General features: G+C 71.3%; 12 protein-coding genes and 3 tRNA genes. 11 read left to right on the top strand and 4 right to left on the bottom strand.

The annotated features are described in order from the left end of the window. Nucleotides 1–56 precede the first annotated feature (56 nt). Nucleotides 57–410, top strand: coding sequence for a PLD nuclease N-terminal domain-containing protein (locus AAEP80_RS15750; protein ID WP_420365075.1), 354 nt, complete (start codon nucleotides 57–59; stop codon nucleotides 408–410). Nucleotides 411–414: 4 nt separating this feature from the next. Further along, on the top strand, nucleotides 415–2,130 hold the full coding sequence (gene menD, locus AAEP80_RS15745) for a 2-succinyl-5-enolpyruvyl-6-hydroxy-3-cyclohexene-1-carboxylic-acid synthase (protein WP_420365074.1): 1,716 nt from the start codon (nucleotides 415–417) through the stop codon (nucleotides 2,128–2,130). 181 nt (nucleotides 2,131–2,311) lie between these two features. Here the strand turns inward: menD and AAEP80_RS15740 are convergent, their stop codons facing one another. Continuing rightward, nucleotides 2,312–3,571 (bottom strand): isochorismate synthase, encoded by a 1,260-nt coding sequence (locus tag AAEP80_RS15740; RefSeq protein ID WP_420365073.1) that lies wholly within the window; start codon nucleotides 3,569–3,571, stop codon nucleotides 2,312–2,314. 86 nt (nucleotides 3,572–3,657) lie between these two features. Here AAEP80_RS15740 and AAEP80_RS15735 point away from each other — a divergent pair, with 86 nt between their 5' ends. The 4 genes from AAEP80_RS15735 to AAEP80_RS15720 are packed head-to-tail and all read left to right on the top strand — an operon-like array spanning nucleotide 3,658 to nucleotide 8,112. After that, nucleotides 3,658–4,449, top strand: a complete 792-nt coding sequence (locus tag AAEP80_RS15735; RefSeq protein ID WP_281265142.1) for a demethylmenaquinone methyltransferase — start codon at nucleotides 3,658–3,660, stop codon at nucleotides 4,447–4,449. Nucleotides 4,450–4,493: 44 nt separating this feature from the next. After that, entirely contained in the window at nucleotides 4,494–5,570 is a 1,077-nt protein-coding gene (locus tag AAEP80_RS15730; protein WP_413601471.1) for a polyprenyl synthetase family protein, read from the top strand. Between the two features lie 57 nt (nucleotides 5,571–5,627). Continuing rightward, entirely contained in the window at nucleotides 5,628–7,010 is a 1,383-nt protein-coding gene (locus AAEP80_RS15725) for an FAD-dependent oxidoreductase (protein WP_420365072.1), read from the top strand. 4 nt (nucleotides 7,011–7,014) lie between these two features. Continuing rightward, nucleotides 7,015–8,112 (top strand): heparan-alpha-glucosaminide N-acetyltransferase domain-containing protein, encoded by a 1,098-nt coding sequence (locus AAEP80_RS15720; protein ID WP_420365071.1) that lies wholly within the window; start codon nucleotides 7,015–7,017, stop codon nucleotides 8,110–8,112. An 85-nt stretch (nucleotides 8,113–8,197) separates the two neighbouring features. Here the strand turns inward: AAEP80_RS15720 and cls are convergent, their stop codons facing one another. Together cls and AAEP80_RS15710 are read right to left on the bottom strand one after the other, a co-directional pair. Next, nucleotides 8,198–9,658, bottom strand: a complete 1,461-nt coding sequence (gene cls / locus AAEP80_RS15715) for a cardiolipin synthase (RefSeq protein ID WP_420365070.1) — start codon at nucleotides 9,656–9,658, stop codon at nucleotides 8,198–8,200. Nucleotides 9,659–9,695: 37 nt separating this feature from the next. Then, entirely contained in the window at nucleotides 9,696–10,184 is a 489-nt protein-coding gene (locus tag AAEP80_RS15710; protein ID WP_281265137.1) for a YajQ family cyclic di-GMP-binding protein, read from the bottom strand. 124 nt (nucleotides 10,185–10,308) lie between these two features. Here AAEP80_RS15710 and AAEP80_RS15705 point away from each other — a divergent pair. From AAEP80_RS15705 to AAEP80_RS15685, 5 genes are all read left to right on the top strand, one after another. Next, nucleotides 10,309–10,390: transfer RNA gene (locus AAEP80_RS15705), tRNA-Tyr, on the top strand. A 120-nt stretch (nucleotides 10,391–10,510) separates the two neighbouring features. Beyond that, nucleotides 10,511–11,332 (top strand): inositol monophosphatase family protein, encoded by an 822-nt coding sequence (locus AAEP80_RS15700; RefSeq protein WP_413601476.1) that lies wholly within the window; start codon nucleotides 10,511–10,513, stop codon nucleotides 11,330–11,332. A 226-nt stretch (nucleotides 11,333–11,558) separates the two neighbouring features. Continuing rightward, entirely contained in the window at nucleotides 11,559–12,665 is a 1,107-nt protein-coding gene (locus tag AAEP80_RS15695) for a peptidoglycan DD-metalloendopeptidase family protein (RefSeq protein WP_420365069.1), read from the top strand. Nucleotides 12,666–12,755: 90 nt separating this feature from the next. After that, a tRNA-Thr gene (locus tag AAEP80_RS15690) sits at nucleotides 12,756–12,827 on the top strand. 32 nt (nucleotides 12,828–12,859) lie between these two features. Continuing rightward, a tRNA-Met gene (locus AAEP80_RS15685) sits at nucleotides 12,860–12,933 on the top strand. Nucleotides 12,934–13,109: 176 nt separating this feature from the next. Here the strand turns inward: AAEP80_RS15685 and AAEP80_RS15680 are convergent. Continuing rightward, entirely contained in the window at nucleotides 13,110–13,499 is a 390-nt protein-coding gene (locus tag AAEP80_RS15680; protein ID WP_420365068.1) for a hypothetical protein, read from the bottom strand. Nucleotides 13,500–13,518 lie beyond the last annotated feature (19 nt).

Below are 13,518 nucleotides of genomic sequence, written 5' to 3'. Positions count from 1 at the left end.
CTACGGACTCGCGAACCGTGAGGTCGGTCACAGCCTGGGCACCTACACTCCTCGGCATGGTCCGCTTGTGGCTCGTCGTCGTCGTCGCCGCCGTGGCGTTCACGGTCTACACGCTCATCGACTGCGCCACGATGCCGAAGCACCGCATCCGGTCGCTCGGGCGCGGAATCTGGATCCTGCTGATCGTCATCCTGCCGGTCCTGGGTGGCGTCCTCTGGTTCCTGCTCGGCAGGGCCCCGGCGGCTCCGGAGCGTGTCGCCCGGTACCGTGGTCCCGAAGACGACCCGGACTTCCTCGGTGAGCAGACTCCCGAGCGGCCCCGCACGGACAAGGACCAGGACGACGCGACCCTCCGCAACCTCGAAGAGCAGTTCCACGACACCGACGACGACGGCCGCACCGATCGCTGACGGCGTGCGGCAGGGCTCCGGCAGTCCGGCGTCCGACTTCGCCCTCGCCCTCCTGCAGGAGTTCGCCCGCGCCGGCGTCACCGACGTCGTCGTGAGCCCCGGGTCCCGATCCCAGGCGCTCGCCCTCGCGGCGGTCGCCCTCGAACGTGCCGGCGGCATCACCGTGCACGTGCGACTCGACGAGCGGACGGCCGGGTTCGTCGCGCTGGGGCTCGCCGTCGAGACCGGTCGTCCCGCGCTCGTGGTCACCACGTCCGGTACCGCCGTCGCCAACCTGCACCCCGCCGTGCTCGAAGCGCACCACTCCGGCGTGCCGATGATCATCGTGTCCGCCGACCGTCCGGCCGAACTCCGCGGGATCGGCAGCAACCAGACCACCGTCCAGCCCGGCATCTTCGCGCAGGCGGTCTCGTTCGTCCGCGAGGTCGAGGCACCGACGCAGCACGGCGTCGACGACAGCACCCGCGACACCATCCGGAGCACCGTCCGCGAGACCGTCGCCGCGGCGTCGGGACACACCGGACAGCCGGGGCCCGTGCAGCTGGACGTCGCCTTCCGCGAACCGCTCTCCGCGACGCTCACCGACGTCGAGGGTGTCCCGGAGGACGAGATCGACCTCGGGTTCGCCACCCGCCGCGTCCACACCGGGCTCGGCGCCGTGGAGCTCACGCCGGACGACGAGCCCGCGACCGTCGTGATCGCCGGGCACGACGCCGGCGAGGACGCCGAACGCGTGGCGTGGGAGCTCGGTGCGCCGTTGCTGGCCGAGGTGTCGAGCGGAGCGCGCTTCGGGCGGAACCTCGCCGTGACCTACCGCGAACTGCTGCGCGACCCGGAGTTCGGCGGCCGGGTCCGCCGTGCCGTCGTGCTCGGCCACCCGACGCTCAGCCGCGAGGTCCCGGCGCTCCTGCAGCGCGACGACGTCGAGGTGGTGACCGTCCGCGGGGCCGGAGCCGACGCGTACGACCCGAGCCGAGCCTCCCGGCTGGTGTCCGACGTCACCGTGACGGGCCGGACCCGTCCGGAACACCGCGCGTGGGTGGGCCGCTGGGCGGCCGCGAGCCGTGCAGCGCTCGGCGACGGCGACGCCGGGCCGGACCTGGACGCGAAGCGGTCGGAGGACCGCGCAGAACGCAACCGGTTCCTCCGCGACGAGGTCGCGCTGCGCCGCCGCCCGGTCGACCGGGCGATGCTCGCCGACGCCGTCTGGGGCGTGACCTGGCCGCACGACCGGCTGGTCCTCGGCGCGTCCCAGATCATCCGCGTGGCCGACGGCCGCGTCCCCGGCAAGAAGATCCGCGTGCACGCCAACCGCGGGCTCGCCGGCATCGACGGCACGGTGTCCACCGCGCTCGGGATCGCCGCTGCGCTCGAGCAGACGCAGGCAGCCGGCGGGACGACTCGCGTGCTCCTCGGGGACCTGACGTTCCTGCACGACCTCGGGGCGTTCGTCACCGGGACCGAGGAACGCACCAGCCGCGTGCAGGTCGTCGTCGGCAACGACTCCGGCGGGGCGATCTTCCGCGGGCTCGAGGTCGCCGAGACCACCCCGGCGGCGGACATGCGCCGGATGATGACGACCCCGCAGCACGTCGACGTCGAGCAGGTCGTCAGGGGGCTCGGGTGGGAGTACCGCCGTGCCGCGACGTGGGGGGATCTCGAGCAGGTGCTCACCGACCCCGCCGAGCGAGTGGTCATCGAGGTGCCCCTGGCCGACTGAGCCTCGAATCGCTCCCCGCTGGCGGGCGCGTCCCGACCACCGGACTGGAGGCTCGGCGCGCGTCCGGCACCGAGCCTCCAGTCCGGCGCTGGTCGCGACCAGGGCCGGCGGCCGCACCGCGCGTTCGTTGCGTCCGCAACCAGCGACGGAGTCGCTGTCGTTCCGAGTCGGGGAGAGGCCCCTACGCCAGCGCGTCGCGGATCGGGCGGAACTTCAGCGCGGTCTCGGCGACCTCGCGCGCCGGGTCCGACTCACCGACGATGCCCGCGCCGGCCCATGCCCGCACGGCGCCGTCGTGGTCGATCTCCGCGCTCCGGAGCGCCAGCATCCACTCGCCGTCGCCCGATGCGCCGAGCCAGCCGACGGGCCCGGCGTAGCGGCCGCGGTCGACCCCTTCGAGCTCGGCCACGAGCCGGACGGCCACATCGGTCGGGGTCCCGGCGACAGCGGCGGTCGGGTGCAGTGCGTCGGCGATGTCGAGCGACGTCGTCCCGACGGGCAGCGTCGCCTGGACGTCGCTCGCGAGGTGCCACAGGTTCGGCAGCTGCAGACGGAACGGCTCCGGGTCGACCCGCAGGTCCGTGGCGAGCGGGCGGAGCGCGTCGACGAGGCTCCTGATCGCGAACGCGTGCTCGGAGACGTCCTTCGCGCTCGATGCCAGGGCCTCGGCGGCGGCGCGGTCCGACACGGCGTCGGTGCCGCGTGCCGCGCTGCCGGCGAGCACCCGGGCGGTGAGCCGCGTGCCGTCCGTGCGGGCGAGGGTCTCCGGCGTGGCCCCCACGAGTCCGTCCACGGCGAACGTGACGCACTGCGGGTAGGTGTCGGCGAGGTCGAGGAGGAGGGCACGACGGTCGGCACCGGGGGGCAGCGAGCCGACGAGGTCCCGAGCGAGGACGACCTTCTGCGCATCGCCGGCGGTGATCCGACGGACGGCCTCGGCGACCGATGCGGCATAGGCGTCCTCGTCGATGCGTCCGGGGGAGAAGGTGACGGACAGGTGCGGTCCCACGTGCGGGACGGGCACCGAGGTCCGGGTGAACGCCAGCGGAGCGGGGTCTGCCGTGGTGTCGATCGCGGTCAGCCAGGCCTTGCCCCGGCGGCGTCCGACGACGACGCGCGGCACGATCAGCACGCTGGTCGCGGCCGAGTCGTCGGCGAACGCGAACGCGCCGAACGCGACGAGACCGGACCCGCGGAGCTGCACCGGGTCGTCGACCACCGCGCGCTCGGCGATGGTCTTCCATGCCTCCGCCGCGTCCCGCATCCTGGACGGCCCGGTGAACTCGAACCGGAGCGCCTCGCCGATGCCGACGATGCCGTCACCGTTGCGCACGAAGGCGAGCGGGGTGTCGGGGAGCGTGTGGCGGAGCACGGCGCCCGGGTCGTCGAGGATCCGGGTCGAGACCGTGAGCGGCAGGGCCGCCGTGGCGGTTCGGGTCACGGGACGATCGTACGCGCGCCGCATCAAGGAGAACGCCGCGCCGCGTGTCCCGGGAACGCACGGGACGGACCTCTAGGATTGGTCGGGTGAGTAGAGCGGACATGCACAAGCGGCCGGACGAGGTGGCGGCCATGTTCGACGACGTCGCGGAGAAGTACGACCTCACCAACGACATCCTCTCCGCCGGCAACGCCCCGCTCTGGCGGGTGGCGACCGTGCGCGCCGTCGACCCCCAGCCAGGTGAGCGCGTGCTCGACATCGCCGCGGGGACGGGCACGAGCGCTGCGGCGTTCGCCAAGAAGGGTGCAGACGTCACGGCGCTCGACCTCTCCGCCGGCATGATCGCCGTCGGTCGTGAGCGCCACCCCGAGATCACCTTCGTCGAGGGCGATGCGGAGCACCTGCCCTTCGAGGACGACACGTTCGACGCCGTCACGATCTCGTTCGGCCTGCGCAACGTCAACGACCCGATGCAGGCGCTCACCGAGATGCTCCGGGTCCTGAAGCCCGGCGGCCGTGTCGTCATCTGCGAGTTCTCCACGCCGCCGCTCGCCGCGCTGCGCTTCGGGTACGGCACCTACCTCAAGCGTGTCCTGCCCGGTATCGCGAAGCTCTCGAGCAGCAACCCGGCGGCGTACAAGTACCTCGCCGAGTCGATCGAGGCGTGGCCGGACCAGCAGGTCCTCAGCCAGTGGCTCCGTGGTGTCGGCTTCACGATGGTGGCCTACCGCAACCTCACGGCCGGTATCGTCGCACTGCACCGCGGACGCAAGCCCGTCGCGGGGACGGTCCGAGAATCCGTCGCGCGGCGCGCGAAGGCCCGTCGTGAGCACCAGGCGACCGGCGAGCAGCCGAGCGTCGAGCCGACCGACAGCTGACCGGCCCCCACCCAGACGGACTTCCCCGAAACACGGAGCAGCACTTGAACCCGAGCGTCCCGGTCGCACGCCGAGCACCGAGTCTCCGAGCGTCGCTCGGCATCGGCGAGCGGATGTTCGCCAGTCCGGCGGAGCGTCGGTTCATCACCGCGGTCGACGACGGGCTCGAGCTCGTCGAGCAGGGGCTCGAGGACGCGATGCGCTCCGCCGACACCCTCGCGGACACGACCAGCCGCTACCTGCTCTCGGCCGGGGGCAAGCGGATCCGGCCGACGCTGACGCTGCTCATCGCGCAGCTCGGCAACGGGGTGACCGACCACGTCGTGAAGGCGGCGGTGAGCGTCGAGACGACGCACCTCGCCTCGCTGTACCACGACGACGTCATGGACGAGGCCCCGGTGCGCCGCGGTGTCCCGGCAGCCCACGTCACCTACGGCAACAACGTCGCGATCCTCACCGGCGACCTGCTCTTCGCCCGGGCCAGCCTCATCACGGCGGACCTCGGGCCGGAGGGCATCCGGATGCAGGCGGAGACGTTCCAGCGCCTCTGCATGGGCCAGCTCCACGAGACCACCGGCCCCGAGCCGGACGACGACCCGCTCGAGCACTACATCCAGGTCCTCAGCGACAAGACCGGCTCCCTCATCGCGACCGCCGCCCGCGCCGGCGTGCTGTTCTCCGGCGCGGACCGCGCCTACCTCGACGCCGTCGGGACGTTCGGCGAGAAGGTCGGCGTCGCGTTCCAGCTCGTGGACGACGTCATCGACCTCGCCCCGGCGAAGGACAAGACCGGCAAGATCGCCGGCAACGACCTCCGCGCGGGCGTCGACACCCTGCCGTTGCTGCAGCTCCGCCGCCGTGCCGCGACCGATCGGGGCGCTGCCGAGCTGGTCGAGCGGATCGAGCGCGACGTCACCGGTGCTCCGGACGACGCGGTCACCACCGACGCGTACCTGTCGGCCGTCGCGGCACTCCGCGACCACGAGGCGACCGCGGCGACCCGCGCGCTCGCCGGCCAGTGGGCGGACGAAGCCGTGGTGGCCCTCGCACCGCTGCCGGACGGCGTCGTGAAGCGCGCCCTCACCCGGTTCGCCGAGTCGGTCGTGGACCGCACGCACTAGCCGAGCCGACCACACGCCCACGGGAGCACCCCACCCGAACGAAACTGGAGACGATCAGTGCCCACCCTCCGCCTCGCCATCGTCGGCGCCGGCCCCGCCGGCATCTACGCCGCGGACATCCTCCTGCGGGAAGCGCACGCGTACGACGTGTCGATCGACCTCTTCGAGCAGCTGCCGGCGCCGTACGGCCTGGTCCGCTACGGCGTCGCACCGGACCACCCCCGCATCAAGGGGATCGTGAACGCACTCCGCGACGTGCTCGACCGCGGTGACATCCGCATCTTCGGCAACGTCCGCTTCGGCGAGGACATCACCCTCGACGACCTCAAGAAGCACTACAACGCGGTCGTGTTCTCGACCGGTGCCATCAAGGACGCCGACCTCGACATCCCCGGCGTCGACCTCGAGGGCTCGTACGGTGCCGCCGACTTCGTCAGCTGGTTCGACGGGCACCCCGACGTGCCGCGCACCTGGCCGCTCACCGCGGAGAGCGTCGCGGTCATCGGCAACGGCAACGTCGCCCTCGACGTGTCGCGCATCCTCGCCAAGCACGCCGACGACCTGCTGCCGACCGAGATCCCGGACAACGTCTACGAGGGACTCAAGGCATCGCCGGTCACCGACGTGCACGTCTTCGGCCGCCGCGGCCCCGCGCAGGTGAAGTTCACCCCGCTCGAACTCCGCGAGCTCGGCGAGGTCCCCGACGTCGACATGGTCGTGTACGACGAGGACTTCGACCACGACGAGGCATCGCTCACGGCGATCCAGACGAACAAGCAGGTCATGGTCATCAACCGTGTCCTCGAGCAGTGGCGGAAGCGCGAGCCCGGCACCGCCAGCCGTCGGCTGCACCTGCACTTCTACGCGAAGCCGCTCGAGTTCGTGGGCGAGGACGGCAAGCTGACCGCGATCCGGTACGAGCGCACCCGGCCGAACGGGCAGGGCGGCGTCGAGGGCACCGGCGAGATCCGGGAGATCCCGATCCAGGCGGCCTACCGCGCGGTCGGGTACTTCGGTTCCGAGCTCCCTGGTGTGCCGTTCGACGAGCGGCACGGCGTCATCCCGAACCACGAGGGCAAGGTCCTCGACGACGACAACCGCCAGATCCCCGGCGTCTACGCGACCGGATGGATCAAGCGCGGACCCGTCGGGCTCATCGGCCACACCAAGTCGGACGCGATGGAGACCGTGCAGCACATCGTGGGGGACCAGGCGAGCTGGTGGACCCCGGAGGACCCGTCCCCGGAGGCGATCCCGGCGCTGCTGCGCGAGCGTGGCGTGGAGTTCACGGACCTCGAGGGGTGGCACCGGCTGGACGCGCACGAGATCGCGCTCGGCGAGCCGCACGGTCGCGCGCGCGTCAAGGTCGTCCCGCGCGACGAGATGATCGACGCGTCGCTCGGTCGCACGGCAGCCGGGCAGACCGCCGACCGGAGCTGATCCGATGACCGCCGTGCGCCCCGCCCTCGTCACCGAGGCGCGGGGCGCACGCCTGTACGGCGTGGACGTCGCCCGTGCCGTCGCACTCCTCGGCATGGTGGCGGCGCACGTCGGGGGTGTCGCCGAGCAGCTCGACTGGTCGGACCCCGCCACCTGGTCCGCCGTGGTGAACGGGCGGTCGTCGACGCTGTTCGCCGTGCTCGCCGGAGTCTCGGTGGGCCTGGTGAGCGGCCGGACCGACCCGCCGGGCCCTCCCGAGATCGGGCGGGTGCGTGCACGGCTGGCGATCCGGGCCGTCGTCATCGTCGTGATCGGCCTGTTGCTGATGGCGCTGAACACGCCCGTCTACGTCATCCTGCCGACCTACGGGGCGCTGTTCCTGCTGGTGCTCCCGGCACTGCGCTGGCCCCGGTGGGCGCTCCTCACCGCCGCCGGCGTCTGTGCGCTGCTGTCTGCGCCCGTCGCGATCGCGATCGTCCCGGCCTACGCGGACGCGAGCACCTTCGCCCTGCAGCTCGGCCTCGTCTACCCCGTGGTCACGTTCCTGACGTACGTGCTGGTCGGGCTCGCGGTCGCCAGATCCGATCTGGAGGCTCGGAGCACGCAGGTCGCGCTCCTCGCGTCCGGCGCAGTGGTCGCCACCACCGCCTCCATCACCGGGGCAGTGACGGCACCGGTGCCGTGGGACGCAGGGGACGCGTTCCCCGGGGTCCCGTTCGTGCCGCAGGGCGCGTCCGCGGGGCAGGCCTTCGCGCAGGTGTTCCTGTCCCCGCGGGACCACTCGTCGTCGATCGTCGACGTCGTCGGGACGGCCGGCGTCGCCGTCGCCGTGATCGGGCTCTGCACGCTGCTGTTCGACGGCCGCGGCGTCGTCGCGCGCCGGATCGCCTTCCCGCTCGCCGCGATCGGGTCGATGCCGCTGACGATCTACGCGCTCCACCTCGTCGTCATCGCGGTGCTGCCGCCGCTCCCGCAGGAGCCGGCCACATGGTGGTGGTTCGCCGTCGGCGCCGCCCTGTTCGCCGCGCTGTGGAGCCGGTTCCTGGGACGTGGGCCGGCCGAGCGTCTGGTCGCACGGATCGCGTCGGTGGTCCCGCGCTGACCGAGCCCGCGCTGACCGAGCCCGCGCTGACCGGGCCGGCGCTGACCGGGCCGGCGCGCCGGACGCGCACCGGGCCTCCCGGCCGCTACTGCAGGGCTGCCGTGAGCCGCGCGATGTTGTCGAGCACCTGCGAAGGGCGCGTGCGGCCGAGCCACGCATCGAGCTCGAGCGGGATGCTGTCCTGCCGGTAGGCGTCCTGCACGCCGCGGAGCGCGTCGACGAACCGTTCCCCGCGGACCATCACCGAGATCTCGAGGTTCAGGCTGAACGACCGCATGTCCATGTTGCTCGACCCGATCACGGCGACGTCGTCGTCGATCGTGAAGTGCTTCGCGTGCAGGATCGTCGGCGAGCGGTACAGCCAGATCTTCACGCCGGCGCGGAGGAGCCCCTCGTAGTAGGAGCGCTGAGCGTGCCAGGTCATCGCGTGGTCGCCGATCTCCCCGACGAACAGCTCGACCTCGACCCCGCGCTGCGCCGTCGTCGTGATGGCGTAGAGCATCGAGTCGTCGGGGACGAAGTACGGCGAGGTGATCGACACCTTCTTCTGCGCCGAGTACAGCAGCGCGTTGAAGAGGCGCAGGTTGTTCTCGCCGTCGAACCCGGGGCCGGACGGCACGACCTGGCAATCGAGCGCGTCGCCGCGGTCGGCTCGCTGCACCGGGTCGCTCTCGCGGAGCAGGAGTTCGTCGGTCTCGCTGTACCAGTCGGTCACGAACAGGGCGTTGATGCCGGCGACGACCGGACCCTCGAAGCGGGCGAACAGGTCCTTGTACGCGAGCCCCTTCTCGATGTGCGCCTTGAGGTCGTAGGACTTGTCGATGAGGTTCTGCGACCCCGTGAACGCCACCGACCCGTCGATGACCATGATCTTCCGGTGGTTCCTGAGGTCAGGGCGCTGGAACTTCCCCTTGAACGGCTGCAGCGGGAGCATCAGGTGCCACTCGATGCCCGCGCGGTCCAGGAAGGCCAGCGTGTCCTTGTACCCGGGGTAGCCGCGGCTCGCCCAGTGGTCCATGAGGAAGCGGACGGTCACGCCGCGCGCCTGCGCCCGGGCGAGTGCCTCGAAGAAGCCGCGCGTGGTGTCGTCGAGCGTCGCGATGTAGAACTCGACGTGCACGAACCGCCGTGCGTCGTCGATGGCGCGGGCCATCTCGGCGATCGACTCGTCGTAGTCCGGGTAGAGCTCCGCCGAGTTGCCCCCCACCAGTGGCATCGCGCCGAGCTTGCGGTTCAGCTCGGTGATGCTCTCGAACCACGGCGGCCACGGGTGGTCCCGACGGACGCGTTCGATGCCCTCGGTCTGCTCGAGGATGTAGGCGTTGATCTCGGTCTGCTTCTCACGCCTGGCCTTCGGCAGCTTCGTCGACCCGATGACCAGGAAGACGATGAAGCCGATGTAGGGGATGAGGAAGATCGCGAGCAACCACCCGGTCGCGGTCTGCGGCTTCCGGTTGATCGGGACGTAGATGAGCGAGAACGCACGGATCGCCAGGTCCAGCAGGACCAGGAGAACGGTCAGGGTGACGGAGAGCCAGTGCTCCACGGGGGCGTCGAGTCGTCTTTCGCGGGCGCGCGGGGCGTCAGCGGAAGTTGATGAACTGCAGCGGCACGTCGAACTCTTCACCCTTGAGGAGCTGGATCGTGTTCTGCAGGTCGTCGCGGCTCTTCGAGGAGACCCGGAGCTCGTCGCCCTGGATCTGGCTCTTCACGCTCTTCGCGGCGTTCGCCCGGAGGAACGCGCCGATCTTCTTCGCGACGTCCTGCTCGATGCCGTTCTTGAACTTCACCTCGATGCGGAACTCCTTGCCCGACGGGTACGGCTCGCCGGCGTCGAGGCTCTTGAGGCTGATGCCGCGCTTGATCGCCTTGGACTCGAACACGTCGAGGACCGCGGTCGCCCGCTCGGAGGTGTTCGCCTTGATGAGGACGTCCTCACCGCTGAACGCGATCGATGCGCCGACGCCCTTGAAGTCGTAGCGCTGTTCGATCTCCTTGGCGGCCTGGTTGAGGGCGTTGTCCGCCTCCATCTTGTCGACCTTGCTGACCACGTCGAAGGAGCTGTCTGCCATGTCCGACAGCCTAACGGGGAGCGCCGACCTCGGTCCGCGCCACGGTGGTCACGACCATCGTCGGCCATCCGGTATGCTGTTCTGGCGCCTCCGGTTGGTGACTACACGGGCTGGGTGCGCACATGGCGAGTTACCCAAGCGGCCAAAGGGATCTGACTGTAAATCAGCCGGCGTAGCCTTCGGGGGTTCGAATCCCTCACTCGCCACGTGTTCATGTGCTGAAGAACTCTCTGCGCATGGTGACGGAACAACGCAGGGCCCCGTTTTGACGGGGCCCTGCTTCGTTCCTGACGGGGTCGCTCCGTGTTGCTGCAAGGATCGAGTGCATGAGCGCAGACCCGACCCCGACCGAGCTCGCCGACCTGGCCGAGTCCATCGCGACCGAAGCTGCCGAGCTCGCCGCTCGCCGTCGTGCAGAAGGAGTCGAGGTCGCCGACCGGAAGTCGAGCATCGTCGACGTCGTCACGGCCGCCGACCGAGAGGTCGAGGCCCTGGTGCACGACCGCATCCGTGCCGCCCGCCCGGACGACGGGTTCTTCGGCGAGGAGACCGGCGGGGCCGACGGTACCTCCGGCATCACGTGGGTGGTGGATCCGATCGACGGCACCGTCAACTACCTCTACGGCAGCCCGCAGTACGCCGTCAGCATCGGTGTCGTCCGCGGCGACCCGGACCCTGCGGTCTGGGAACCGATCGCCGGCGTCGTCATCGCCCCGGCGACGGGTGACGTGTTCCGCGCGGTCGCCGGCGAGCCCGCCACCCGCAACGGCACCGTGCTCACCGTGGGGGAGCCCGCCTCCCTCGGCGAGACGCTCGTCGCGACCGGCTTCGGGTACACCGCCGACCGTCGTCGGGAGCAGGTCGCCGTGCTCACCGGACTGCTCGGCGAGGTCCGCGACATCCGTCGTGGCGGGTCGGCCGCCCTCGACTGCTGCTCGGTCGCCGCCGGGGTCGTCGACGCGTACTACGAGCGCGGGATCAACCCGTGGGACATGGCCGGCGGATCGATCGTCGCCGCCTCCGCCGGTGCCGTCGTCACGTCGTGGGAAGCCGGTGGGACGCGCTCGTTCCTCTTCGCCGCACCGTCGATCGCCGCCGAGCTCGAAACCCTCGTGCGTCGGGTCGAAGCCGGGGTCCTCGGGTCCTGACCCCCACCTCTGGGGCCCCTGTGTGGTCATGACCACGACTGGCGGCACGCTACGACCCCTGGTACCGTCGCTGCAGTCCCGTTATCGGCTCGTTATCAACGAGCGCCGACAGCCCTGATCAGGATCCCCACCGAAACGCATGCTCGAAGCCACGCTGCAGCCCGCCGTCTCCGGACGAACCGCCCCCGACGGAAGGACCACTGACGGCGCCTCGCCCGTGGTCCACATGACCCGCCGGGCCCGCATCGAAGCGGAGCGCGCAGCAGCGAAGCACGGCGTCCAGCACTCCCAGGACATCGCATCGGCCGGGCCGGTCGACGCCGTGTCGATCGACGCCGCCCCGGTCGACGCCGCGTCGATCGACGCCGCCCCGGTGTCGCCGTCCGACCAGGCCGAGCCCGTCACGCCGCCGGCACCCTCCTCGCCCGTCCTGCCGGCGTCCGTGATCGAGCCGGCGACCCCGCCCGCGCCGTCGTCGCCGGTCGTCGCACCCGCAGCGACCCGCCGGGTGAGCGGCCAGGTGCCTCCCGCTCGTCGCCGGACCACCGCTCCGGCTCCCCGCGTCGACCGGGCCACGCGCCACCTCGGTGCCGGGCGCCCGTCCGTGGCTGCCGCGTCGGCGCCGACGAAGCGCACGGGTGCGTCGTTCCGCAAGAACGCCTCGCGCGCGACCGCCGTCGGCGCGCTGCTGTTCGTCGCCGGGCTGGTCGTGTCGACCTCGCTGCCCGCGCAGGCCCTCTACACGCCGGAGCCCGGCTCGACGACCGTGCGGGCCGCCGCCGACGGCGACACGCAGTCGCTCCGCGTCGGTGACGCGACCGAGGGCTCGACGAACCGCGACGCCTACACCGTGTCCGACGCCACGCAGTACAAGCACGTCGACTCGTCGAGCTTCACGAACGACCCGAACGGCACGATCCAGTGGCCGTTCCTGACCGGCGTGCCGATCACCTCCGGATTCGGTGGGCGCCAGGTCGAGGGCTGCTCGTTCTGCTCGACCAATCACCAGGGCGTCGACTTCGCCCCCGGGGCGGGAACCCCCATCCGGGTCATCGCTGCCGGGACCGTCATCAAGGTGCAGCCGAACGACGGCGGCTTCGGCAACGACGTGTGGGTCGAGCACGACGTCGACGGCAAGCAGTTCACGAGTGTCTACGGCCACATGATGGACAACTCGTTCAAGGTCGTGAAGGGCCAGCAGGTCGCGGTCGGGGACGAGCTCGGGCTCGTGGGCTCGACGGGCAACTCGACCGGCCCGCACCTGCACCTCGAGGTGCACGTCGACGGCGTCCCGGTGGACCCGCTGGCGTGGCTCCAGGCCAACGCGAACTAGCTCCACGAGGCGGCGCGCCCGGGCGTCACGGCCGGTTCCAGACCACCGTCCGGGTTCTGCTATCCTCGTGTGGTGCCGCTCGCGGTACACGCCCCGATAGCTCAGTGGTAGAGCACTTCCATGGTAAGGAAGGGGTCGTCAGTTCAATCCTGACTCGGGGCTCCGACCCGGCGAGAAACCAGCGCCGGATCTGTGGCGGGGTAGCTCAGTTGGTTAGAGCACACGACTCATAATCGTGGGGTCGCGGGTTCAAGTCCCGCCCTCGCTACCGCAAGCCCGGCGTCCGCGCCGGGCTTTCGTCGTTCCCGGGCCCGGGCCCGGGACGGTGCCGATCGCCTTCGCACAACCAAATGCCATCCGAACCACGGCGATGCGCGGCGCGCTTCGCTTTCGCTTGTGCGAACGACGCCCGAACGGCTCGGCGGGCGCGACAGCGGAGCGTCGCTACCGGCTGGCGCGATCGTGGTCGGCGACGAGCAGTCCGGCGGACCGGAGCGTCCGCTCGAGGACCCGGACGACGTCGTGCCAGCGCTCCCGGCGTCGAGCGGCCCCGATCGACCCGCCAGCGACGGCAGGCCCGTGTCCGGCGTGCCGGAGCGTCAGCAGCGACCTGCCTCCCGCCGTGGACACGATGACCTCGTACCGGCGGTACTGCTTCGCCGGATGCACGAGCGCCCCGAGCAGCACCGTCAGGAACCGGTTGCCGGACGTCGCGGTGATCGACCCGGGTGCGGCCACGACGTCGTGGCCCTCGGATCGCAGCGCCGCGGCCGCGAGCTCCATCGCCGTGCGCCGATCGCCGGTGTGCACGGCGAACTCGATCATCGACTCCACGTGCATCCCCCTCGAACGA

Origin of the sequence: Curtobacterium sp. L3-7 (assembly GCF_048756585.1) — a bacterium.
In the GTDB taxonomy this organism is placed as follows: Bacteria; Actinomycetota; Actinomycetes; order Actinomycetales; family Microbacteriaceae; genus Curtobacterium.
This window is presented reverse-complemented; position numbering and strand designations above follow the sequence as displayed.